General features: G+C 53.8%; 20 protein-coding genes and 1 pseudogene. 8 read left to right on the forward strand and 13 right to left on the reverse strand.

Features of this window, described 5'->3' with window-relative positions; genetic code table 11:
* Window positions 1-85 precede the first annotated feature (85 nt).
* From GC56T3_RS09900 to GC56T3_RS09935, 8 genes are all read right to left on the reverse strand, one after another.
* Window positions 86-1,891: an ABC transporter ATP-binding protein gene (locus GC56T3_RS09900; RefSeq protein ID WP_013145390.1), complete on the reverse strand. Its 1,806-nt coding sequence runs from the start codon at window positions 1,889-1,891 to the stop codon at window positions 86-88.
* Window positions 1,875-3,611 (reverse strand): ABC transporter ATP-binding protein, encoded by a 1,737-nt coding sequence (locus tag GC56T3_RS09905; protein WP_013145391.1) that lies wholly within the window; start codon window positions 3,609-3,611, stop codon window positions 1,875-1,877. Before GC56T3_RS09905 ends, GC56T3_RS09900 begins: the two co-directional genes overlap by 17 nt.
* A gap of 433 nt (window positions 3,612-4,044) precedes the next feature.
* Window positions 4,045-4,470, reverse strand: a complete 426-nt coding sequence (locus GC56T3_RS09910; protein ID WP_013145392.1) for an STAS domain-containing protein — start codon at window positions 4,468-4,470, stop codon at window positions 4,045-4,047.
* Window positions 4,471-4,563: 93 nt separating this feature from the next.
* Window positions 4,564-4,989: an ATP-binding protein gene (locus GC56T3_RS09915; RefSeq protein ID WP_013145393.1), complete on the reverse strand. Its 426-nt coding sequence runs from the start codon at window positions 4,987-4,989 to the stop codon at window positions 4,564-4,566.
* A gap of 12 nt (window positions 4,990-5,001) precedes the next feature.
* Complete coding sequence (locus GC56T3_RS09920) at window positions 5,002-6,447, reverse strand: SpoIIE family protein phosphatase (protein ID WP_013145394.1); 1,446 nt, start codon at window positions 6,445-6,447, stop codon at window positions 5,002-5,004.
* A gap of 228 nt (window positions 6,448-6,675) precedes the next feature.
* Window positions 6,676-7,779, reverse strand: coding sequence for a GerAB/ArcD/ProY family transporter (locus GC56T3_RS09925; protein WP_013145395.1), 1,104 nt, complete (start codon window positions 7,777-7,779; stop codon window positions 6,676-6,678).
* A 53-nt stretch (window positions 7,780-7,832) separates the two neighbouring features.
* Entirely contained in the window at window positions 7,833-9,041 is a 1,209-nt protein-coding gene (locus GC56T3_RS09930; protein ID WP_013145396.1) for a Ger(x)C family spore germination protein, read from the reverse strand.
* Window positions 9,038-10,663 carry a spore germination protein gene (locus tag GC56T3_RS09935; protein WP_013145397.1) on the reverse strand — a complete coding sequence of 542 codons (1,626 nt, stop codon included), beginning with the start codon at window positions 10,661-10,663 and terminating at the stop codon, window positions 9,038-9,040. Before GC56T3_RS09935 ends, GC56T3_RS09930 begins: the two co-directional genes overlap by 4 nt.
* 129 nt (window positions 10,664-10,792) lie before the next feature.
* Between GC56T3_RS09935 and GC56T3_RS19650 the strand changes: the two genes are divergently transcribed.
* Window positions 10,793-11,020 carry a hypothetical protein gene (locus GC56T3_RS19650; RefSeq protein ID WP_041468418.1) on the forward strand — a complete coding sequence of 76 codons (228 nt, stop codon included), beginning with the start codon at window positions 10,793-10,795 and terminating at the stop codon, window positions 11,018-11,020.
* Window positions 11,021-11,064: 44 nt separating this feature from the next.
* Here GC56T3_RS19650 and GC56T3_RS09945 read toward each other — a convergent pair whose 3' ends face one another.
* The 4 genes from GC56T3_RS09945 to GC56T3_RS09960 all read right to left on the reverse strand — a co-directional run bounded on the left by GC56T3_RS09945 (window position 11,065) and on the right by GC56T3_RS09960 (window position 14,855).
* Window positions 11,065-12,765 (reverse strand): ABC transporter permease, encoded by a 1,701-nt coding sequence (locus GC56T3_RS09945; RefSeq protein ID WP_013145399.1) that lies wholly within the window; start codon window positions 12,763-12,765, stop codon window positions 11,065-11,067.
* Complete coding sequence (locus tag GC56T3_RS09950) at window positions 12,740-13,639, reverse strand: ABC transporter ATP-binding protein (protein ID WP_013145400.1); 900 nt, start codon at window positions 13,637-13,639, stop codon at window positions 12,740-12,742. The genes GC56T3_RS09945 and GC56T3_RS09950 overlap by 26 nt, the downstream gene beginning before the upstream one ends.
* Complete coding sequence (locus GC56T3_RS09955) at window positions 13,605-14,012, reverse strand: GntR family transcriptional regulator (protein ID WP_013145401.1); 408 nt, start codon at window positions 14,010-14,012, stop codon at window positions 13,605-13,607. Before GC56T3_RS09955 ends, GC56T3_RS09950 begins: the two co-directional genes overlap by 35 nt.
* 120 nt (window positions 14,013-14,132) lie before the next feature.
* Window positions 14,133-14,855 (reverse strand): DUF421 domain-containing protein, encoded by a 723-nt coding sequence (locus tag GC56T3_RS09960; RefSeq protein ID WP_013145402.1) that lies wholly within the window; start codon window positions 14,853-14,855, stop codon window positions 14,133-14,135.
* 164 nt (window positions 14,856-15,019) lie between these two features.
* Between GC56T3_RS09960 and GC56T3_RS09965 the strand changes: the two genes are divergently transcribed.
* The 6 genes and pseudogenes from GC56T3_RS09965 (at window position 15,020) to GC56T3_RS09980 (ending at window position 20,622) form a co-directional block, all read left to right on the forward strand.
* Window positions 15,020-16,111 carry an endospore germination permease gene (locus tag GC56T3_RS09965; protein ID WP_013145403.1) on the forward strand — a complete coding sequence of 364 codons (1,092 nt, stop codon included), beginning with the start codon at window positions 15,020-15,022 and terminating at the stop codon, window positions 16,109-16,111.
* Window positions 16,111-17,646, forward strand: coding sequence for a spore germination protein (locus GC56T3_RS09970; RefSeq protein WP_013145404.1), 1,536 nt, complete (start codon window positions 16,111-16,113; stop codon window positions 17,644-17,646). Before GC56T3_RS09965 ends, GC56T3_RS09970 begins: the two co-directional genes overlap by 1 nt.
* Complete coding sequence (locus GC56T3_RS09975) at window positions 17,643-18,791, forward strand: Ger(x)C family spore germination protein (RefSeq protein ID WP_013145405.1); 1,149 nt, start codon at window positions 17,643-17,645, stop codon at window positions 18,789-18,791. The genes GC56T3_RS09970 and GC56T3_RS09975 overlap by 4 nt, the downstream gene beginning before the upstream one ends.
* A 60-nt stretch (window positions 18,792-18,851) precedes the next feature.
* A pseudogene (locus tag GC56T3_RS20315) lies at window positions 18,852-19,061 on the forward strand (hypothetical protein); the annotation flags it as partial.
* Window positions 19,062-19,083: 22 nt separating this feature from the next.
* Window positions 19,084-19,251 carry a fosmidomycin resistance protein gene (locus GC56T3_RS20320; protein WP_083777783.1) on the forward strand — a complete coding sequence of 56 codons (168 nt, stop codon included), beginning with the start codon at window positions 19,084-19,086 and terminating at the stop codon, window positions 19,249-19,251.
* 78 nt (window positions 19,252-19,329) lie between these two features.
* Window positions 19,330-20,622 (forward strand): HAMP domain-containing sensor histidine kinase, encoded by a 1,293-nt coding sequence (locus GC56T3_RS09980; RefSeq protein WP_013145407.1) that lies wholly within the window; start codon window positions 19,330-19,332, stop codon window positions 20,620-20,622.
* 56 nt (window positions 20,623-20,678) lie between these two features.
* Here the strand turns inward: GC56T3_RS09980 and GC56T3_RS09985 are convergent, their stop codons facing one another.
* Window positions 20,679-20,885 (reverse strand): DUF6501 family protein, encoded by a 207-nt coding sequence (locus GC56T3_RS09985; RefSeq protein ID WP_011231108.1) that lies wholly within the window; start codon window positions 20,883-20,885, stop codon window positions 20,679-20,681.
* 171 nt (window positions 20,886-21,056) lie between these two features.
* Between GC56T3_RS09985 and GC56T3_RS09990 the strand changes: the two genes are divergently transcribed.
* Window positions 21,057-21,830, forward strand: coding sequence for an SDR family NAD(P)-dependent oxidoreductase (locus GC56T3_RS09990; protein WP_013145408.1), 774 nt, complete (start codon window positions 21,057-21,059; stop codon window positions 21,828-21,830).
* Window positions 21,831-21,919: the final 89 nt, after the last annotated feature.

Genomic DNA, 21,919 nt, shown 5'->3' on the forward strand with positions numbered 1-21,919 from the left:
CCTCGCGACACATGGCTTTGTTCAACGATCGGGGCGCTCGTTTTCGGTTCAGCGGGAGAGCGGCGTCGCCGCGCAGGCGCATTCCTCATCGGGCCGCATGCACACTGCGATTCCAATAGCGGCAATACAACTGGAAATAAAATCCTTTTGCGGCCAACAGCTCTTCATGCGTCCCTTGCTCGATCACTTTGCCTTCGTTGAGCACAAGGATGCGGTCGGCATGTTGAATCGTGTTCAGCCGGTGCGCGATGACCAAGCACGTCCGGCCGTTCATGAGCCGCGCGAGCGCTTCTTGAATGCGCACTTCGGTCACCGTATCGATGTTGCTCGTCGCTTCGTCCAAAATCAAAATGGCCGGGTCGGCGATCATCGCCCGAGCGATGGCCAACAGCTGCCGCTGCCCTTGGCTGATTCCGCCGCCTCCGGGGGACAGCACGGTGTCATAGCCGTTCGGCAGCTTCATAATAAACGAGTGGGCGTTCGCCTGGCGCGCCGCCTCCTCGACTTCTTCATCGGTCGCCTCAAGCCGGCCGTAACGAATGTTGTCGCGGATCGTTCCGGCGAACAAAAACGGATCTTGAAGCACAAACGCCATATGCCGGCGCAAACTCGCCCGCTTGATCGTCCGGCTGTCGCGCCCGTCGATCAAAATCACTCCTCGATCTGGATCGTAAAAGCGGGTCAACAGCTGCAATACGGTCGTTTTGCCGGCTCCAGTCGGGCCGACAAGCGCGACCGTCTCCCCTGGGGCGATGGAAAAGGTGACGCCGTCGAGCGCCGGGCGCTGTTTGTCGTAAGAAAAGACGACTTGACGAAACTCAATGCGTCCATCAAGTCGGTCCAAGGCCACCGCTTCCCGCTCGTCTTCCTCTTCTTTCGGCAAATCCAAAATTTCCAACACCCGTTCAGCGCCAGCCAACGCCGACAGCAACGTGTTCCATTGGTTGGCCAAATCGTTGAGCGGGCGGGTAAACTGGCGAGCATACTCCACAAATACGACGATCGTGCCGACCGAAATCGCTCCTTTGGCCGCCATCCATCCACCGACGCCGGCGATGAGGGCGAAGCTTACGTTGTTTAAAAAGTTCATCAGCTTCGGAATAAAGCCGGAATACGTCTGCGCCCAAAACCCGGCTTGTTTCAGCTCGGCGTTTTTGCGCGCCAATTCAGACTCCATCCGCTCTTCTTGGGAAAACAGCTTCACGACTTTCTGTCCGGAAATGACCTCTTCGATAAAGCCGTTCATCTCACCGAGCGCCCGTTGCTGCTCACGGAAACGCACCCGCGTCCGACTGGTGATCCAGCGCATGCCCACATACATCAGCGGCACGACAACAAGCGTTACGATCGTCAACACAACGCTCTGTGAAAGCATGACCACGATAGCGCCCATCAAAGTCAACGTGCTCGAGACGACCTGGACAACAGTACTGTTAAATGTCTGGCTCATATTGTCGATGTCGTTTGTAATCCGGCTCATCAGCTCCCCTTGCTGGCGGCGGTCAAAAAACGAAATCGGCAGCTCATGAAAATAGCGAAACAACCGCTCTCTGATCGCATGCACCGTCCGCTGGCCGACATCGATCATCCAATAGTTTTGCAAAAACGTCGCCGCGCCAAGGGCCATATAAATGGCAAGAAGCAAAACGAGCGTCGCCATAAACCCGTCCGTCTTCCGCTCCACAATGTACCCATCGACCGCCCAGCCAATGACGTACGGGCCGGCGAGCGCCAGCGCCGAGCTGGCCATCACCATGGCCATAGCCGCAAACAGCTTTCGCTTTTGCGGAGCGATAAATGCCCAGAGCCGCCGCAAGGTGCCGACGCTGTTTTTTGCCCGTTGCGGACTTGCTCCCAAACGCGCTCCGTGAGGACTATGCCGTAGTGACATCAATCGATCCCTTCTTTCCTTCCTGCGTGGCGACGATGCGTCGATACAGTTCGCTTGCCGCCAGCAGTTGTTCATGGCTTCCTTGCGCGATCAGGCGGCCGTCTTCCAAAAGCAAAATCGTATCCGCCGCCATCGCTGTGCTCACCTTTTGCGTCACTATCACCGTCGTGCACGCATACCGCCGCAACGCTGCGAGCAGCTTTGCTTCCGTCTCTGCATCGAGCGCGCTTGTGCTGTCATCCAAAAGCAAAATGCGCGGCTCTCCCACAAGCGCGCGGGCGATCGACAGCCGCTGCTTTTGCCCGCCTGATAAATTGACGCCCTTTTGACCGATCAGTGCGTCGTATCCATCCGGAAACCGAGTGATTGTTTCATGAATTTGCGCATCACGAGCCGCCTGCACAATCTCTTCCATCGTCGCTGTCATCTTGCCGAAGCGAAGGTTGTCGGCGACCGTTCCGGAAAATAGCAGCACTTCCTGCGGAACAAAACGAACATACATTCGCAGTTGTTCGACAGAAAACTCGCGCACGTCGATGCCGTCGATCAACACTCGCCCGGCGCCTGGTTCATACAGCCGGGGGATGAGCTGAAGAAGCGTCGATTTGCCGGAACCAGTCGCCCCTAAAATAGCCGCCGTTTCTTGCGCGTGGATGACAAACGATACGTCAGAAAGCGCGTCAAGTTCGCTGTCTGGATAGCGGAATGAAACATGCTCAAAGCGAATTTCCCCGCCCCGGACGATCGGTCCATCGGCTCTGTGCTCCCCGCTTCGCTCTTCCGGCACCTCAAGCAGTTCAGCGAGGCGGGCGGCCGAGGCGCGCGCCCGCGAGAACGCCATGGTAATAAACGTAAACATCGACAACGCCGCCATCGCCCGCGTCGCGTAGTTGACGACGGCGACGACTTGCCCGGCGCTCGCCGTCCCGGACTCAACATCCAGGCGGCCGAAAAACAGCAGAGCGAGAATGGCCGTGTTCATCAAAATCAACAACACCGGGGTGATCGTCTCGATGAGGCGCAGCACGCCCATCGTCCGCTCCATGAGCGCATTGTTCGCCGCCGCAAATCGCTCCTCTTCGTATCCTTTTCTCATCCACGCTTTGATGAGGCGCATGCCGGCCAAATTTTCACGCATCACGCCGTTGACGCGATCAAGCGCTCGTTGGACGGCGGAAAAGGACGCCGCTGCCCTTTGTACAACCCACAATAAAAAAGCGGCGGACAGGGGAACGGCCACCGCCAAAACGAACGCTAGGCGCGCATGAACAACAAACGCCATCGCGACGCCAAAGACGACCAGAAGCGGTGCACGCAAGGCGATGCGCAAACTCATAAACAACATGTTTTGCACTTGGGTCACATCGTTCGTCATCCGGGTGATGAGCGAGGCCGGCGACAACTGCTCGATGCGCGCAAGCGAAAACGATTGAATTTTGGCAAACAGCGCCGTCCGCAGCGCAAATCCGTACTCCTGACCGACGTAGGCAGCGGCAAATGAGTTGGCGATGCCTGAGGCAAACGCCAACAGCGACGCCCCGAGCATCACTGCTCCCCACGTGAAAATGGCCGCAACATCCTGTTTCATGACACCATCGTCGATGATTTTCCCCATCAACAGCGGCTGCCAAAGCTCGATGATGAGCTCGGTCAACATAAACAACCAAGCTAACGCCATCCATTTCCAGTATGGCCGCAAATAGATAAGCACCCGCCCCATGTCTGCGCCACTCTCCTCTCCATTCCGATCGCGGGGCCCAGCCGCCGTTCATCGTTGTGTATAATTTTATTCTAAACCCGAAATATTTATTTGACAATGAGAATGCATTTGCAGAAGCGGAGATGCTCCCGGCCAAGAGGAACAAAACCCCCGAACGAATGTGTCATCGCTCGGGGGCCATCGGCGGCAATAGGGGAACAACCGGTCTGTTCAGTCGTTTCGATCGAGATGCCCGACTGGCGGGTGACTGAACAACACCGCTTCCAGACCCATGCATGGGTCTGTGAAGCAGGGGGTTATTCCGTCTTCCGTCACACCTTGGCGCGACGAAGGCAAGCCTGTGGCTTGCCTTCAGCAGTCGGAAAAATAGACGACACGCTTTTGGGCCAGCGAAATGTGAAATCTTCCAGTTGATTCGGCATGAGAGCCATGTCTATGACGAACGCTGACGCCATGCCGAATAAAGCGCCTCCTGGCTAATATGGTCGAAAGAGCTTGGCGGTGCAAGGGACAACAGCTGTTGTTCATCGCCAACGATCGGCAACAGCCGGTCGAGCTTGGCCATCAGCAAAATCTTTTCTATAGCGGCGTTATCCCGGACGACGATGGCCATGGCGCGGCTTTCGCTGACGATTTGCTTAAAAAAGCGGACAAGGAGCGCTAATCCAGTACTGTCCAAAAATCGAAGGCCGCTCACGTCGACAACGACAAGGCAGCGCTTGACAGCAGCCACCGCCGTCGCCAGCTTTTGTTCCGCCGCGAGCTGCGTATCATAGGCGAGCCGTCCAGTTAGCTTGATGCATTCGTATGCGCGTTCTACAACCATTTCCAATTCAAACGACAACCGATGCTGTTTCATTGTATCCCCCTATCGTTGACCAGCCATGCCCTGCCCTCGGCCACCACCCGCATTCGTTCCGATCACATGGGTGCATCATTGCACCAAAGCCAGTTATGTTGCATTCCGACTCATTTTCATGACAAGCATCCGACGGCCGCCCTTCCGCTCAACCCACGTGACGTCATCCATAATTTCACGGATGAGCAAGAGCCCTCGTCCCGATTCGGCGAGCAATACATCAGAGAGCGTCATTTGATCGAGCTGCTCGATCACGTCCGCCGGAACGCCGCCGCCCTCATCCTCAACCGCCACGGCCACATCAGCGCTTGTGACAAAAAAGGAGAGCGAAATCGTCCCCGCCTCCATCCCCGCCCGTTGAACAGCTTTAACGGCATTGACGACCGCTTCATGCACCGCCAACACAAACAATTCCGCATCACGGACAGCAAACAACGAAGCAGCCTGCTCCGCAAGGAGATGGCAAACCAAAACCGCTTCCTCGTCCGCCCGGCAGCGCACGATCCATTCACACACCACAAAGCGTCCCGCCTATCCATGAACCGTGATGGACAATAAGCAAATGTCGTCGGAAGGGCTGACGAGCGGCGGACCTTGGCTGATTAAACGTTCGAGGAAGCGTTTATCCGGCAAATGGCGGCACATTTGCGTACATGAGCGAATTTTTTCAATGCTTTGCAAAATCGACGGATCGATCTCCTCTAAAATGCCGTCTGTATACAAAAGGAGGCGGGCCCGCTTGTCGTAATGAATCACCCCTTTTTCAAACGGCAAGGAAAACGGGCTGCCGATCGCCAAACCGCCTTTGTCCAACTCATGGACGCTTCCATCGTCAAACACGAGCAGCCCAGCCGGATGGCCGGCGTTGGTATATTCAATTTTTCGCTCTTTCGTGTCAATCACTAAATAAATCATGGAAAACAGGTGGCGGATGTCGTTGGCCTCATCAGGAAACAACGTTTGCACATGCTTTTCCAGCTCGCTCGCCACCGAGACCGGGTCAATGACGCGCACGATCAACCCGCGCAAAAGCGAGCGGAGCAACATGCTCACCAAGGCCGACGAAATGCCGTGGCCCATCACGTCGATGACGATCACCCCGTAGCGGTACAGGTCGATTTGATAGCAAGCGTAAATATCGCCTGACAAATCATCGGATGGAATATAGACGGCATCCATCGTCACCGCCTCGTTTTGAATGAGCGGCGTCAGCAAATTTTGCTGAATTTTTTTGGCCAGCTCGACTTGGCGCCGCCGCTCAGCCTCTTTTTGCTTTTGCTTCGTCTCGTCTTCGACAAGGACGATATATCCGTCCGCCTGAAGCACGGGAATGACCGTATAGGCGACATTGGCGGACGTGCCGTCCCGGCGCTGCACCATCCCTTCGCCGCATCGCTGCTCTTTGGGAGGAAACGGAAGCCATGTTTGGCTGCCGCAACGAAAGAGCGACCATATCGGGCGGCCGACCGCCTCTTCTTTTCGGCGCCCAAACAGCCGCTCTGCACTAAGCCCCCAATCTTGCACGGTTCCGTCCGCCGCCACCGGAACAACCGCAAACGGGGCGGAATCGTAAATGACCCCGAGCAACTCAGACGGCGTCGGTCGATCAGCCGGAGGCATAGCGGTTTGTTCAACAAAATGCCAAACGAGCCATTCTCCCTCGCTGCCTGACAACCGATAGACGTTCATCCAGCTCGTATAGATTTTCCCGCTTTTCGCCACATGGCGCGCTTCTCCTTGCCAACATCCGTCCTTTTTTACCGCCTCGGCGATGCCGTCCAACAACGCGGCCGACCATTCGGCTGAAAACAGAACGCCGACCGGCCGCCCGACTAATTCGTTTTTGGCAAATCCGAGCCATCTTGGCGTCGGCTCGCTGACCGCAACAATCGAAAGTTGACGGTCGGTCATCACCATGCCGCTGCCCAACTGTTCCGCGTCTAGCTGATCGATCGCCTGTACATTCGCCTTCACCATCGTTCAACCCTTTTTCGTTATAATCAAAATCAATAGCCTTCAGCTGACACCGGCTTCCCGAAACAAAAACGCGCATCGGCGCCGGGTTGTTTCCACCCCGCTTTCGGGTTGCATGTTCAGCACCACTTTTCGCCCCATTGTTCCTCGTAGGAACAGGTTATTGTTGTATTCGTGTTTTTTTGCGGTTTTTCCTGCTTGCTGCCGCATAAATCTTCTAGTCCATTTTTCTTATTTTGCCGATGATCCAAACCGCCGGTGAATCGCCGCAATCACAAGCAAGAGCACCGGAATGATGATTTGCAGCGGGATGTGCAAGTAAAAGGTGACGATCTTCAACCCCTCGTAAATGTGCTCTGCATAGTTGCTGGCGATGGCGACAGACAAAAGCAGCACAAGCAGCCCGAGCGGGTAAACAATCCGCTGGTATCTCGAGATGCCAAACAGGTGGGCCGCCCCGACGACCCCAGCATAAAAAAAGATGGAGATTTTAAAAAAACCGCCTATAATGAGCGCGATCATGAACAAGACGTCAAGCCGCTCCAGGAAATGAGCGACTTGAATACGGCGGATCGTATCAAGCAGCGGAAACGCTGAACGCGACGCCGCATCCGGTCCGAGAACGGCCATATTGATCGCCGCAATGATCGCCAAGTTCACCCCAGTGAGCACCATGCCAGCGATGGCCACCCGGCTTACTTTCGCGGGGTTGTTCATATATGGAAACAACATCGTAAACACGATCATCTCACCAAACGGCACATACAACGTTTCCGTGGACACTGTTTTCCACACTCGGTTCCATCCTTCTTCCAATACCGGTTGCAGCTGAGACATATCGACGATCCCGGAAACAAGCACGAGCACAAACCCCGACAGCGCCAACACATAAAGCAGCGTCAAAAACAGCTCGCCGGTGCGCGCCAACACTTCCAAACCTTTATAGGCGCCGTACATGACAACCAACGCCATAAGGGCGTTTAACACAAACAGCGGCGTTTCCGGGTAGGCAAATGTCAACAACAGCTCGCCAAAATCGCGCAGCACGCGGGCGGCAATGTAAAGAAAATACGTCACATATATGATCCCTAACAATTTGCCGAGCGGCGCCCCGACGATGTGCTGCATATAGACGATCAGCGGCTGGTCAGGGTAGTAGCGGAACAAACGCCCATACACAGCAAATAAAAGCAACCCGAGCACCAGCCCAAGCAAAATGGCGATCCAGACGTCTTGTTTAGCGCTTGTTCCAAGCGGAATAACGATGGCGCTGCCGTGCTCAAACAATACGATTAAAACGAACATTTGGCGTGCATCGATTTTAATGCGTTCCAACTGAATTTCACCGCCTTTATCTTTTGCGCCCCCCTCTTTCCCATGACAACGATTTATCCTCTCGGCGCATACGGTTTATTGCGCAATCCTGTGCGGCGAATATACATATCAGTGGTTACAATGACGTCAAGCTCAGGAAAATAATGATCATGCCACTCATTTTCAATTTTTTTCCATAGATGTGGGTCAGTGCGATGAACAGCCTCGCCAAATCCGAAAACATCCGTTTTGTCGCGTTGGGCTGTTTCGATCGCTTCTTCCACTTCTTGTTTTAGATTTTTCTTGATTTCTTTCTCCAGCTGGAACAGCATGTTAGCATCACTTAAATCAATGGGTACGCGAGTTTCAATCACGTCCCCTTCAGCTTGAATATGAACGAAAATCACCGGCCGACCGTCTTTTACCTTCGCCTTGACATCCGTTTTTGCTCGCACAACCTGGTAATTGATTGCTTCTTTCTTTCCTTTCCATGAAACGGTCAGATTAGTTTGTCGAATACAATCAAGCAGCCAAAGCACACCCCTTGATGACGGTCCATCCACCCAATCAACGAGACGGTCGTTTTTAAATAATGCGAGTCCTTCCAATTTAATGCGGGCATCCGGCACGGACGACTGAACGTTTTCTTGCCGTTTTCCACGCTTCAGATCTCCTTCGACTGTCACCCCTGTGATCACCAAATTGCGGCCTGCAGTCGCCAAGCAATGAATCGCTCCCCAAATATCAACATGAACCGTTTCTCCCCAATTTTTGCTAGAAAATTCAATCGTTTTAATAATTTGATTGGCGGAAATTTTATCGATCGGCGTCAACACCGTCAACACGTCTTTCGCCAAATAGGTGCGGGCGATGACCAAGTGCGCTGTCGTCCTGAGCTGGTTGCCTCGTTCCATGGCATCAAGCACCCCACTCAGCCCTTCACGTGCCACTTCTTCACCGACAACAATCAAATTCGTATGGGCGTAATAAGGGAGACGTGACAGTTTTTCTGATGCTTTTCGACTCGCTTCAACCAACGTATCCCCTGTTGATGTATAAATAGACACCGGCACGCCCGCCGCCCCGCCGCCGCGCTGCGTCGCGCCGGCGACGTTGCCTGGGTTGACCACTTGAAATGTAACTAAGTATTTTCCATCTTCCGTTTTATCCAAGCCAATAGCAACGATAAACGCCAAATCAGTCAATTCTTTTTGGCTCCAGCAGCCGGACAACAGTCCTGCGCAGATGGCAAGGGAAACAATGACAGTGATGGCTCGCCTCATGATCCGCCCCCCTTTTCTTGACGCGATGGCGCCGGCGGCTCCGGCTTTTGCTCGCCCGACTGTCGGACGATGTTTTTCTGGTTGATGAGGCGCGGCCGCTCGCGGAACATCCACGTTGGGGCGCGGAACAACGTATCGCCCATGTTCGATGGGGTAAACGGGGCGAGCGGCGACATGTATGGCACGCCGAACGAACGCAAGCTGCATAAATGAATGATCATCACCAAAATCCCCATCATAATGCCGTAAAACCCGAACATTGCCGCTAAAAACATCAACCCAAATCGGATGAGCCGCGCTGAGATGGCGATGGCAAAAGACGGCGTCGCAAAGCTGGCGATGGCGGTAATGGAAACGACGATGACCATCGCCGAGGAGACGAACCCGGCTTCGACCGCCGCCTGGCCGATGACCAAAGCGCCGACGATCGACACCGCCTGGCCGACGGCGCGCGGCAGGCGGACGCCGGCTTCGCGCAAAATTTCAAACGTCACTTCCATGACGAGCGCTTCGACGAATCCCGGAAACGGCACCGCCTCGCGCTGAGCGGCGATGGCGATGACGAGCTGGGTCGGGATCATTTCCTGATGGAATGTCGTCGCCGCGATATAAATCGCTGGGGCCACAAGTGAAATAAAGAAAATCAATACACGCAAAAAGCGGAGAGCGGTGGCGATATCAAAGCGGGCATAGTAGTCTTCCACCGCCTGGAAAAATTGAATAAACACAGCGGGAGCCAATAACACAAACGGCGTCCCTTCCACGAACACTGCCACTCGCCCTTCAAGCAAGTTGGCGGCGACGATATCAGGGCGTTCGGTATGATATGTCGTCGGAAACGTTGTGAATGTTTGATCTTCAATTAATTGTTCAATATAGCCCGATTCAAGCACGCTGTCGATTTGAATTCGGCGCAGGCGCGCCCTCACTTCCTTGACAATCTCGTCATTGGCGATGCCTTTGATGTACATAATGGCGACATCAGTTTGCGTCACCGTGCCGATTTGCATCGTCTCGAGCCAAAGATTCGGATTTCTAATGCGACGGCGGATCATCGCTGTGTTCGTACGCAACGACTCTGTAAATCCCTCGCGCGGACCGCGGACGGCGATTTGCGTTTGCGGCTCTTCGATCGAACGATATTCCCCGCCTTTCGTACTCGCGCTGATGGCAAACGGCACCCCGTCGATGAGCATGACCGTCGCTCCGGAAAACAGCTCAAAAAAGAGCTTCCTCCAGTCAGAAATATGTTTCACACCGCCGACCGCGGCGAGCTTTTTCTCGATCCATTGAAACCGCTCTTTTTCCTCAAGCGCCAGCGGAAACGACGCTTGAAGCAGCGGCGTCAGCACAAACTCGTACACGTTTTTCTCATCAACAAGCCCGTCGACAAAAATGATAGCCGCCTTGATTTGCCATTCCTGGCCCAACGCAAAACGGCGGATGACAACATCGTTGCTCTCTCCAGTCTTTTGGTGAATGATGTCAATATTGACGGCCAGTTCAGCAGAAAGCGGCTCTTGCGGGACATCCGACGCCTCGCCGCTATGGTCCGGCCCTTCCTGTTGCACGCTGTCGTCCATCCGTCCTTGCTGCCGGCGCATCCCCCATTGAAACAGCATGCCCCTCTCCTCCTCACTCCACATCATTCCATCATCCATTATAGACAAGCGGCCAAAAGTGTATACGACAGCGTATCGTTTCCTTCTTATTGGCAAACACTAACCTCAAAAAGCGGCAGGTGTCTTACGTTGAAAATTATTTTTGCCTCTTTCACCTTTCTCTTGCTTCTGGTCACAACCGCCGTCGGAATGGACAGGCTGATGGGACTGACGTTATACCAATCGCTCCATAACGTCTTCAATCCGTTTCGCGTCATGGAGACGCCTGAGCTGTTCATCTTATTTCTGTTCCTTCTTTTGTGGGTGATCGATTTGTTGACCGTATGGATTTGGCGGCGGAAAAAAACGGCTTCTTGACAAAAAATGAAACGGGCAGGAATCTTCCCCTGCCCGTTTGCCTGTCATTTTTCGATTTTCTCCCACATGTGCCGCTCTTCCAGCCATTGACGCACATGGAGGTTGTATTCATCGAGTGGGAGGCTGAATGAATCGCCGTCGCTTTGCAAAAACTCGATTTCCCCGTTCCATACTCGTCCTCCCAACAAACTTTCAACCGGCTTCTGCCATAAGTCTTGTTTCAACCCCTTAAGAAACGAGTCGATCTCCTTCGGATCGGCCAGCACGACCACCGAACGCCCAGTTTCGACATTTCGGATCGTCACTTGGCGGATCGGAGAATAGCTCGGGCGAAGCAACAAATAATATTGCTGCTTATATTCTTTTGAGCCCATGATGCGCTGAAAATACGGCATGTACGGTTCAATCGGCACTTCGTAGCGGCGGAGGAGGCGCGTGCCGTCTTTGAGCACATAGCCGATCACAACCGGCTGGACGTTGCCAAAACGAGACGGCAGCGGCTGATCGCGCACGAGCTGCTCGTGAAACGCCCTTACAGCCTTGATGTTGTCCTTCGTGCGCAAAAACTGATCAAACGCTTCAAACTCGCTTTCCATCATGTTGGGATGTTGCCAATTCGTCATCGACTGGCCGAAATAGACTTTCTCAATGTCGGCAACCTTCGGAACACCGTTCACATATCCGATTGGGTCAAGGCGCACGGCCAAAAATAAAACCGACATCGCAGCGGCAAAGGCGGCATACCCTTTCCACTTATGAAAAACCCGCCATGTTCTCGTCACGACCATTTGCGCAACGGCATACCCGATGAGCGAAAACGCAACATACCCAAAGATGATCCATCTCCACTGCCGTTGGACTTGTCCAAAGTAGAACCCGCCGGTCAAGCACATGCAAAACGCCACTCCATACACAAACAGCGGGCGAAGCACTGAAAAGGCGAGCGCCTGCCCGGCCGCTTCCGTCGGCCGCTGCTCGTACAGCCAAATGGACAAACTGAAAAATAGAAGCGACAACAGCAACAACATCCCGATTTCTCCCGCACTCATCGCTTGATCCGTCAGCATCGCATAACGAATCGGCAACGCCCAATCCATCAGCTTTTCCGATAAATAGTACCCATCCGGAAATCCATACAACCATAACGGCAAGTTGCTAAACAGCAACACCATGATGCCCGTCGGAAAAAAGAGGGCAATGTTGGTCAAGACGACATGAATGACCGATTGGCCGACGAGCACCCCTACCATAATGCCGAGGGCAAAAATAACCGTCTCCACTACAATCGTCTCACCGAACCAGCGCCCTACATCCGCCGCCCCAATCGGCCACGGGAGATCGAGCCCATACAGGCAGCCAATGGCGGCCAACGCGGTCACGGCAAGCGGCACAATCAAAAGCATCCAGCCAAATAGCACTTGCCCGACAAGCAGTTCGGTGCGGCGAATGGGCAAGCTATGGATGAAATCAGCCGACCGTTTCTCGTGCATGTAGCGAAGCACACCGGCCGCCGCCAAGATCGGGACAAGCCAAGCAATCAGCGTCTCGAACCCGTTGGATATATAGTACACGTTCTTCCATTGCGGCACATTTCCGACTTTTGGATCATATTGCGAGTACGAAAGCCCAATCGGCAATACGATCGCCGCCAGCCATAACAGCAGATGAATGATGGCAATCCAGCCGATTTGGCGAACATTTTGCGTCCACATGGCGCGGTTAGCCGACAACTGTTTCGCGGACATCGACAACATCCCCCATTTCATACACAAAAATTTCTTCCAACGACAGCGGCAAGATGTCGAGAATAAGCGGAGCAAACGAACTCACCGTCTCTTCGATGGATCGTTTCTCGCCGCGGACGACAAGAAGAACGATGCTGCCGCGCTCCTCGCGATGCACGATGTCAAGGCGTTCGGCCAACTCGCTCGGAAATCTGCCGCGAAACGCGACTTGAATTTTATGCATCCCGGCGCGCAGCTCGTTTAAATCACGCTCCATCCGTACGGTCCCTTGCGCCATCAATCCGACGATGTCGCATAAATCTTCGAGCTCGCGCAAATTGTGCGACGAAATGACGACCGTCATCTCCCGTTCGGCCACTTCTTCTATGAGCAGCTGCTTCACATGACGGCGGACGAATGCATCGAGCCCATCAAGCGGCTCATCCATAATGAGCACATCCGGCTGGACGGAAAAGGCGAGCCAAAACGCCGCTTGGCGCTGCATGCCTTTGGAAAACTGCTGAATCTTTTTGTTCGGATCAAGCGCAAAGACGGACTGCAATTCCATAAACCGCCCGCGGCTGAACGACGGGTACAGTTGCTCGTAAAAATCCGCCATTTGCCGAATCGTCGCGTGCGGAAAAAAGTAGACAAAGTCCGGCAAAAACAAAAGGCGTTGCTTGATGCGGACATTTTCCCACACATCCTCCCCGTCCACTGCAATCGTTCCGCGATCTTGGCGGAGAATGCCGGCCATCATCTTTAGCAGCGTCGTTTTTCCGGCGCCGTTCGGGCCGAGCAGCCCGTAAATCGCTCCTTTTGGCACCATCATGTTCGCGCCCTTGACGGCGGCAAACCGATCAAACGTTTTCGTCACGTCCACAAGTTGAATCACGATTCTCCCCTCTTTCTTCCCCTTCTCGAATCCATTGCCATAACTGCTCATTTGTCACCCCTAAAAACCGCGCTTCCTTGACAAGGCGGACAAACTGCTCACGGACCGCGGCGATCGCCTCGATGTTTGGTTCTTTTGAACGCGGGGCGACGAAACTGCCTTTCCCTGGAATCGAATAAATCCAGCCGTCGCGCTCCAGTTCGCGGTACGCTTTTTGAATCGTATTTGGGTTGATCGTCAGCTGTTTCGCCATCGTCCTGACCGATGGCAGCTGATCGTGCGGCTGCCATAGTTCGCGAACGATCATTTCTTTCATTTTGTCAATCAGCTGCTCGTAAATCGGCTGGCGGCTTCGCAAATCGAGCTCAAACATCTCCCCTCCTCCTCTCATTGTCACAACCGTACTATAACCAATAGTACACATAAAACAGAAGAAAGGCAAGAGTTTTTTCCAAAATAAAGAAAGAATCCATTCCCGGATTCTTTCTGCATCTCATTCCGGCGCCGTTTGCCGCCGCGTTGGCCGTTGCCGCTCGGCGGGCTGATATGTCTGAACAAACAGCCCATCTCCTTCGAGCCATTCGGCGATCAACACGTCTTTTGGCGAGGCAATTCCTTGTTTTTGCAGTTTGGCGGCCAGCCATTGCTCCGTTTTCCCAAGCTCCGCTAATTCGTCTGCCAACAGCTGGCCATCGCGGATCAGCGTCACCGGGACATACACCGGGTGGGGCGGCAGCTGGAAATCTTCACGCGTCGTTTTTTGATAATGGGCTTTTTTGAGGACGCTGATTTCCCCGTCCGCCTCCAAAAAACAAAACGCCACTTCGCGGATCGAAAAGGTTTCATGTTTGCGGAGCAAGCTTTGCAGCTGATTGAGCGTCAAGCGGCTTTTTTTCAAGGCCTCGTAATCAATGACCCCGTTCCGAATGAGAGCCGTCGGCTTCCCCTCGCTCCATAAACGGAAGGAAAGCCATTTTTGGCTCGCATATTCCACCGTCATCAGCATCGCTCCCCAAAGGGTGATGGAGGAGATGATATACCAAAGATGGATATGGTCGTCATACAGGGCATTGCCGAGCAGCTCGCCAAGGACAATGGCCGAGATAAACGTAAACGGGCTTAGTTGGCTGATGAGCTTTTTGCCGGCGATTTTCACGACAGCGAACAACAGAATAAAGCCGGTAACCAATTCGATCGTCAAATGAAGCCATTTCATGCTGCTCCCCCCTTGCATGCCGTTGATGTTCGCCCTTTCTTCCCTGTATTGTGCCCCCTGCCGCCTGAGAAGTTTCGCTGTTGGGTTGCCGTTTGCGCGGATAAATTCCCCTAGACTGGAAACACTATCGTTCTAGAGATTGCATGGAAAGAAAGGGATTCATGATGAACGGACAGCCGCTTAGCGCTCTGCAACTGTTATTTATGGTCATGCTGTCGGTCGGGCTGATGAATCATGTCATCATCATCCCCTTTATGCTTGAGGCCGCCCACCGCGATGCGTGGATCGCCGCCTTGGGAGCGTTGGCAGGTTTGCTCGTTTGGCTGCCGCTTCTTTATTTCATCGCCAAGCAGCTGAACGGGGAGCGGCTGTTTGACTGGCTGAAAAGCCGATTTTCGAGCGCGGCTGCTTATGCGGTGGCCGGTGTCAGCAGCGCTTTTTTGCTTCTTCATAGTTTTGTCACGTTAAACGATACGGTCACGTTCACCACCACCTCTTATTTGACGGCGACGCCGAGATGGGCGCTGATTCTTGTCATCGTGGCCGTTTGTTTTTATAACTCGTACCAAGGCATCGACTCGATTGCCAACACTTCTATGATCATTTGCCCGTTCGTCATCGTGTTTGGTTTTTTCGTTATGCTCTCGACCACGCCTCATAAAGATTATTCACTGCTCAGACCAGCGCTTGAACATGGTGTTGGACCTGTGCTCAACGGCATGATGTACGCCGGAGCGGGATATGCGGAGGTGATCGTTCTTTTGTTTCTCTCCCATCGCCTGCCCCGCCCATTTTCATGGAAGGCGCTCGCCGCCATCGCTGTTTTCACAGCCGGGCTGAGCATCGGGCCGACGATTGGCGCCATCACCGAATTTGGCCCCGAGCAGGCGACGCGCCTTCGCTATCCGGCGTTTGAGCAATGGCGGATGGTCAGTTTAGGGACGTACATTGAGCATGTCGATTTTATGTCGGTCTATCAATGGCTGTCCGGCGCTTTCATCCGCATCTCCTTATCGACAGCGCTGATTGTGGAATTGTTTCCGATCCGCCATCCGCAAACCCGCCGTTGGGTGCTCATTGTCCTTTACTTGGCGATCACATTGGCGGCGCTGGCGCCGGTCAGCGATGAACAGTTTTTGCATGTTGTCAAACATGGGGTGCTGCCGGCATCGCTGCTGTTTAGTCTTGCGCTGTCCGTTGTGTTAAGTGGTTTCGCTTTGTTGGCATATCGCAAAAAGAAAAGAGGGATGACATGATGAAACGACCGATGCGCGCCGCCGAAGGCAAGCGGTTGAAAGACGATTACACAGGGCTCGAGACCGTCATCATCTCCGAAGAGGCGTTGCGCACGATGTACGCCAAATGCCCTGACGTCATCATGACGGAAGCCGCGATTCCATCCTCTTTGCCTGACGGCTCGGCCGCTGTGGTGCACTTGCTGTTTATTTATTGCGAGGAACTGTGCGATACGCAAATGCTGCAAAAAGCCATCTATCCGATGTTCCGCGCGCTGTGCGAACACCATCCATGCTTTTCGGCCGCCGACATCGAGGCCCGCAAACCGGCGGCGCTTGAGTATATGGGAAAAGAAGTGCGGATCGATGATCTCAACTTCAGGCTGTTTAGCGGCGATTTGCTCATTTATTTTCACGAAGCCGATGTCTTGTACACGATGCCGCTCGCCAGCCCGCCAAACCGCGACCCGGAAGAGCCGAACACGGAAGTATCGATCCGCGGACCCAAAGATGGATTTATCGAAGAAATCAGCAAAAACGTGGCGCTCATCCGCAAGCGGCTGCGCTCGCACCGGCTCGTCTATGAACCGTTTGTCATCGGCACGCGCAGTCAGACAAAAGTGGGGCTCCTCTATGTCGATGATATTGCCAACACGGCCATCATCGATGAGGTGAGAAGCCGTCTGCTCAGTTTGTACATCGACTCGGTGACAAGCACCGACCAAATTGAAGAGTGGTTGTCCGACACCCGGTTTTCTTTGTTCCCGATGTTCGGTTATACCGGGCGGCCCGATTTTGCCGTCAATTCGCTCCTCAACGGCCGTTTTATCATCTTGGTCGACGGGGCGCCGACCGCCTTGATCGGCCCGGGCAATTTAACCTTTTTGCTGAACACGTCGGAAGACAACAACACGTTTTTCTTGTTTGTCGTATTTCAGCGCCTGCTCCGGCTCGTCAGCACTTCGGTCGCCATTTATTTGCCGGGCGCCTGGGTCGCCTTGACTTCGTTCCATCCGGACCAGCTTCCGTTCACCTTGCTGGCGACGCTCATTTTGTCGCGCCAAGGAGTGCCGCTTCCGGTGCCGCTGGAGATGTTTGTGATGATGATTTTGTTTGAGGTGTTTAAGGAAGCCGGGATGCGGCTGCCAATCGCCATCGGGCAGACGCTGTCCGTCGTCGGCGGCTTAATCATCGGCCAGGCGGCGATCAACGCCGGGCTCGCCGCCCCGGCCACACTCGTCATTGCCGCCATTTCTGTCATCTCGACATTCACGCTCGTCAATCAAAACATGGCCGGCAGTGTCACTTTGTTGCGCTTTATTGTCCTGACGGCCTCCACCGTTCTTGGCCTGTTTGGCTTCATTCTGTCGCTGTTTTTCATCTTGACTTATGCGGTCAACTTGCGCACCTGCGGCGTTCCGTATCTCACGCCGCTGGCGCCGCCCTCAAAAGATATCGGGAAAGTATTTATCCCGAGCACATGGAAACAGTTCCGCACGCGCGACCGCATTGTGCGTCCCAACGATCTCATTGCGAAAGAGAGGGAACAAAAATGAGGAAGCGGCTCTTTCCCGTCATCGCTTCCGTCATCTTGCTCAGCGGCTGTTGGGATACGCGCAACATCGATCATATTGTGTATATTCATGCCATTGGGGTGGATTATAAAGATGGCCAAGTGATCGCCTACGTCCAGCTGGTTGGTTTCACCGCCCTCGCCAAAGTCGAAGCCGGGGGCGGCAAAGAGAAAGCGGCCGTTTCCATCTGCAAAGCCGCTGGCGAAACGTTTAATATCGCGACCGACAAAATCTACCCTTCCATTCAACAAAGGGTGTCATGGGGCCATGTAAAAAGCATTGTCTTTACCAAACGGGCCTTGCAAAAAGGCATCGTGGCCGATGTGATCGACGTGCTGAACCGTTACAACGAAATTCGCCATACAGCATGGGTGTACGCCACCGATGAGCCGCTTTCCGAGCTGTTTGAAGCGACGCCGCTGTTAAACGCTTCCTCCTATTATTCGCTGTTGTCCAACCCGGAAGAAATCTTTCAACAAAGTTCGTTCATCCGCCCGATCCGGCTCAGCCGGCTGATTGTCGATATGGATGAAAAAGCCGATACGGCAAGGCTTCCGTATTTAACGCTCGACCGCCGGCGCTGGATCGAAAATAAAAAGCCGAAACCGATGCTCGCTGTTTCCGGCGTGTGTTTTGTCCACCATTACAGCCTGCAGCAATGTGTCCGCCGTTCCGATCTAGAGGGACTTCGCTGGCTCGAACACGACATTCGCCGCACCCCGATTTATGTCAAACAAAAAGGGAAAACGGTCGCCTCTCTTGTCGTCCGGGACCCGAAAACGAAATGGTCGATCAAAGTGAAGAGTGGAGAGCCTGCGTTTACTGTCCAAGTGCAGGCGCAAGGCGCCATCATCGAACTGCGTGAACCGCTCTCACGAAAACAACTGACCAAACTGGCGGAACAAACGGTGAAGCAGGAGATCCGCCGCTTGTATGAACTTGGCAAGAAGCAGCAGATCGATCTATTGAATCTGTCGGAGCAGCTGTATCGCCAGCGTCCGGATATTTGGAAACAACATCAGTCCAATGGCCTCATCCCGCTCGGCAACAACACGCTGTCCGTGAGCGTCAAGCTCGCGATCGGGGCATCCGGAAAAGAAAAGTTGAATTACCGGGCCGGTGATTGAAAATACAATAAGATCAAGTATAATTAGGAATATTAGATATATTTTGAACGGGGGAGAACAATGAACACCCATACAGAGCGAACGAGCGCCGCAAGAATGACCGTCTACCCGATTTTGTTCGCCATCAGCCTCGGCCACTTTTTGAACGATGCGATGCAAGCGGTCATCCCGGCGCTCTTTCCGATTTTGCGCTCGACAATGGAGCTGTCGTATGCGCAAATCGGCTGGGTCGCCTTTGCCTTGAACATGACATCATCTGTCATGCAGCCGGCTGCTTCCGAACCATGTCGGCATGGCGTCCGAACTCATCGTCGGCCTGGCGTTTGGCATGGGGGCGCTCGGCGCGGTCGTGCTCGGCAAAATCGCCGACTTGTCGTCGCTCGGCACATTAATGGGGCTTTGCAGCGTGCTGCCGCTCTTTGGCGCCTTGGCGGTTTGGCTGCCGAAAGATCGGACATAGCCAATGCATATTTTTCTTTCAATCTCTTTTCGCTATAATGGAAGGTGATAAGGTCCATTCAGTTAGGAGATTTTTCGTATGGCGGGTTTATACATTAACCAGCACGTCCTGAACAACTTATTTTATATTTTAGTCACGATCTTTGCCTTTTCGTTTATTTATGACCATAGTCGAGCGATCCGGCAGCGCCCGCTCTATGGCCGGGCGTTGCTTGGGATTTGTTTGGCGTTGGCGGCCGTTTTGTGCATGAAATTTCCGATTTACATGGATCCGCTGTGCGTCCATGATTTCCGGCAAATTCCGTTTTTGCTTGGGACATTGTATGGCGGCGGCGCGGTCGGGGCGGTGCTGTTTGTTGTCTTGATGCTGGCGCGCATCGTTTTGTACGGATTTCAACCGCTCACCTTGATCGTTTACGCCATCATGTTTGCCATAGCGGCGGCCGCCTCGCCGCTGTTTCGCAAGCTGCCGCGGCCGAGCAAGCTCGTTATGTCGCTTTGGCTGACGTTTTTGCTCGCGGTGCTCACGACATTTGTCGCCGTGATGATTGCTGATTTTCCGGTAACGAGGCCGTATATCGCGTATTTCATTATAATGCCGCCATTCGTCATGATGTTCGCTGTCTATTTGATGGAGACGCTTCATGAGGCACAGCTCGCTCGAGCGGAGCTGATGAAGATGGAAAAAATGCAGATCGTCAGCCAAATGGCAGCCAGCATTTCCCATGAAATCCGCAACCCGCTCACCGTCGTCAAAGGATTCATCCAGCTGCTGCAAACTGGTCGGCTGCCGCGCGAAACCGAAGAGCGGTACATTCGCATCGCCTTAGAGGAACTCGAGCGGGCGGAAGCCATCATCCGCGACTATTTGACGTTTGCCAAACCGGCGCCAAAAGAGACCGAGCCGATTGATGTCGCCACCCAGCTTCAGAAAGTGCTGCAAATGATTACGCCAATGGCGCATATGCATTCGATCCATGTATCCTCTTCCCTCGAACATGGTGTCGTCATCGGAAACGTACAATATTTCCAACAGTGTTTTCTCAACTTGTTGAAAAACAGCATTGAGGCGATGCCGAACGGCGGCACGCTCCATGTTGCGGCCGAGAACCGGGGGGCATCAGTCGTCATCACCATTTCCGACAACGGCGTTGGCATGACGAAAGAACAAGTGCGCCGCTTCGGCGAGCCATACTTCAGCACAAAAGAAAAAGGCACTGGGCTTGGTGCGATGGTCGCCGTCAAAATCATCGAACAAATGGGAGGAACGTGGACGATCGAAAGCGCCGTACAAAAAGGGACGACGTTGACGATCACGCTGCCGGCAAGCCGGGTGCGGCCGCCGACGGCGGAACAAAGCGCCGCCGGCTGATCGAAAAAACGGATGCCCTGTTTCGGACATCCGTTTTTTCTTGGCTATTGGCGCGATCACTTGACTTCCTCAAAATAATCTTTGTAAAACCCGCCGACTTTTCCGCTGTTGTCGATGACAAAATAAAACTCGTCCGTTTCGCTTTTCACTTCATATACTTTGCCCGGCGTCAACACATTGCTGACCATGTACTTTTCCGCGTTCGTGTGAACGCACTTTACTTTTTTGATCGTCGGCCGGGTCGCCCATGTGTGATGAATCATGGCGTCATCCCCTTATCTAGATGGTGTTCTCTTTTTTATTGTAGCGGGACGGCGCGCCGGCTGCAACTTGGAATTCCCGCTCCCTGCCAAACAGCGATGCCAATGATTGGCTGCAACAGGGGATCATGCTATCATGAGGATGTACCGACGATTCTGAAAGGGGAGATTTCGATGTTTTTGCCTTCGTTTCGCTTGGACGGAAAAACGGCGTTAGTGACGGGAGCCGGACGCGGCATCGGCCGGGCGATCGCGATCGGGTTCGCTGAAGCCGGGGCCGATGTGGCGCTCATCGCCCGCACGGAAGCTGATTTGCAAGAAACGGCAAGCCATATCGAACAGTTCGGCCGGAAAGCGTACATATATCCGCTTGATGTCACCGACCGGAAAGCCGTGCATGACGCCGTCGCCGATGTCAAACAGCAAGCCGGATCACTTGATATCGTTGTCAACAACGCTGGCATGAACATCCGCACGCCGGCTTTGGATGTGACGGATCATGAGTGGGAAACGATTATGAACACCAACTTAAAGTCGGCGTTTCTCGTCTCACAAGAAGCCGGTCGCGTCATGAAAGAACAAAAGCAAGGCGGAAACATCATCAACATCGCTTCCGTCGCCGGCCATGTCGCCTTGCGCACCGGGGTTGTGTATGCGGCGACAAAAGCGGCGCTCATCCAAATGACGAAAGTGCTGGCGTTTGAGTGGGGGCGCTACAGTATACGCGTCAACGCGATCGGCCCATGGTATTTCCGGACTCCGCTCACCAAAACGCTGCTTGAGGACGAAGCGTATGTGAACGACATTTTGGCCGTCACGCCGCTCAAGCGGATTGGCGAGCTGCCTGAGCTCGTCGGCCCGGCTGTGTTCCTCGCCTCCGATGCGTCAAGCTATATAACCGGCCAAACGCTATTCGTCGATGGCGGCATGACGATCCACGGCTTTTGAGTAAAACACGCCTTGATGACGCACCCTATAAACGCAGCAGTCCATATCCACAAGGGGGTACCAACGATGGATTAGCAAGAAAGCAAACG

The organism is Geobacillus sp. C56-T3 (assembly GCF_000092445.1).
Classification (GTDB): Bacteria; Bacillota; Bacilli; order Bacillales; family Anoxybacillaceae; genus Geobacillus; species Geobacillus thermoleovorans.

What these genes read in the sequence shown, in the direction of transcription:
- GC56T3_RS09900 (WP_013145390.1), bottom strand. Translation starts at nt 1,891, where the DNA reads ATGTCACTACGGCATAGTCCTCACGGAGCGCGTTTGGGAGCAAGTCCG.
- GC56T3_RS09905 (WP_013145391.1), bottom strand. Translation starts at nt 3,611, where the DNA reads ATGGGGCGGGTGCTTATCTATTTGCGGCCATACTGGAAATGGATGGCG.
- GC56T3_RS09910 (WP_013145392.1), bottom strand. Translation starts at nt 4,470, where the DNA reads ATGAAACAGCATCGGTTGTCGTTTGAATTGGAAATGGTTGTAGAACGC.
- GC56T3_RS09920 (WP_013145394.1), bottom strand. Translation starts at nt 6,447, where the DNA reads ATGGTGAAGGCGAATGTACAGGCGATCGATCAGCTAGACGCGGAACAG.
- GC56T3_RS09930 (WP_013145396.1), bottom strand. Translation starts at nt 9,041, where the DNA reads ATGAGGCGAGCCATCACTGTCATTGTTTCCCTTGCCATCTGCGCAGGA.
- GC56T3_RS09935 (WP_013145397.1), bottom strand. Translation starts at nt 10,663, where the DNA reads ATGCTGTTTCAATGGGGGATGCGCCGGCAGCAAGGACGGATGGACGAC.
- GC56T3_RS09945 (WP_013145399.1), bottom strand. Translation starts at nt 12,765, where the DNA reads ATGTCCGCGAAACAGTTGTCGGCTAACCGCGCCATGTGGACGCAAAAT.
- GC56T3_RS09955 (WP_013145401.1), bottom strand. Translation starts at nt 14,012, where the DNA reads ATGTTTGAGCTCGATTTGCGAAGCCGCCAGCCGATTTACGAGCAGCTG.
- GC56T3_RS09960 (WP_013145402.1), bottom strand. Translation starts at nt 14,855, where the DNA reads ATGAAATGGCTTCATTTGACGATCGAATTGGTTACCGGCTTTATTCTG.
- GC56T3_RS09965 (WP_013145403.1), top strand. Translation starts at nt 15,020, where the DNA reads ATGAACGGACAGCCGCTTAGCGCTCTGCAACTGTTATTTATGGTCATG.
- GC56T3_RS09970 (WP_013145404.1), top strand. Translation starts at nt 16,111, where the DNA reads ATGAAACGACCGATGCGCGCCGCCGAAGGCAAGCGGTTGAAAGACGAT.
- GC56T3_RS09975 (WP_013145405.1), top strand. Translation starts at nt 17,643, where the DNA reads ATGAGGAAGCGGCTCTTTCCCGTCATCGCTTCCGTCATCTTGCTCAGC.
- GC56T3_RS20320 (WP_083777783.1), top strand. Translation starts at nt 19,084, where the DNA reads ATGGCGTCCGAACTCATCGTCGGCCTGGCGTTTGGCATGGGGGCGCTC.
- GC56T3_RS09980 (WP_013145407.1), top strand. Translation starts at nt 19,330, where the DNA reads ATGGCGGGTTTATACATTAACCAGCACGTCCTGAACAACTTATTTTAT.
- GC56T3_RS09985 (WP_011231108.1), bottom strand. Translation starts at nt 20,885, where the DNA reads ATGATTCATCACACATGGGCGACCCGGCCGACGATCAAAAAAGTAAAG.
- GC56T3_RS09990 (WP_013145408.1), top strand. Translation starts at nt 21,057, where the DNA reads ATGTTTTTGCCTTCGTTTCGCTTGGACGGAAAAACGGCGTTAGTGACG.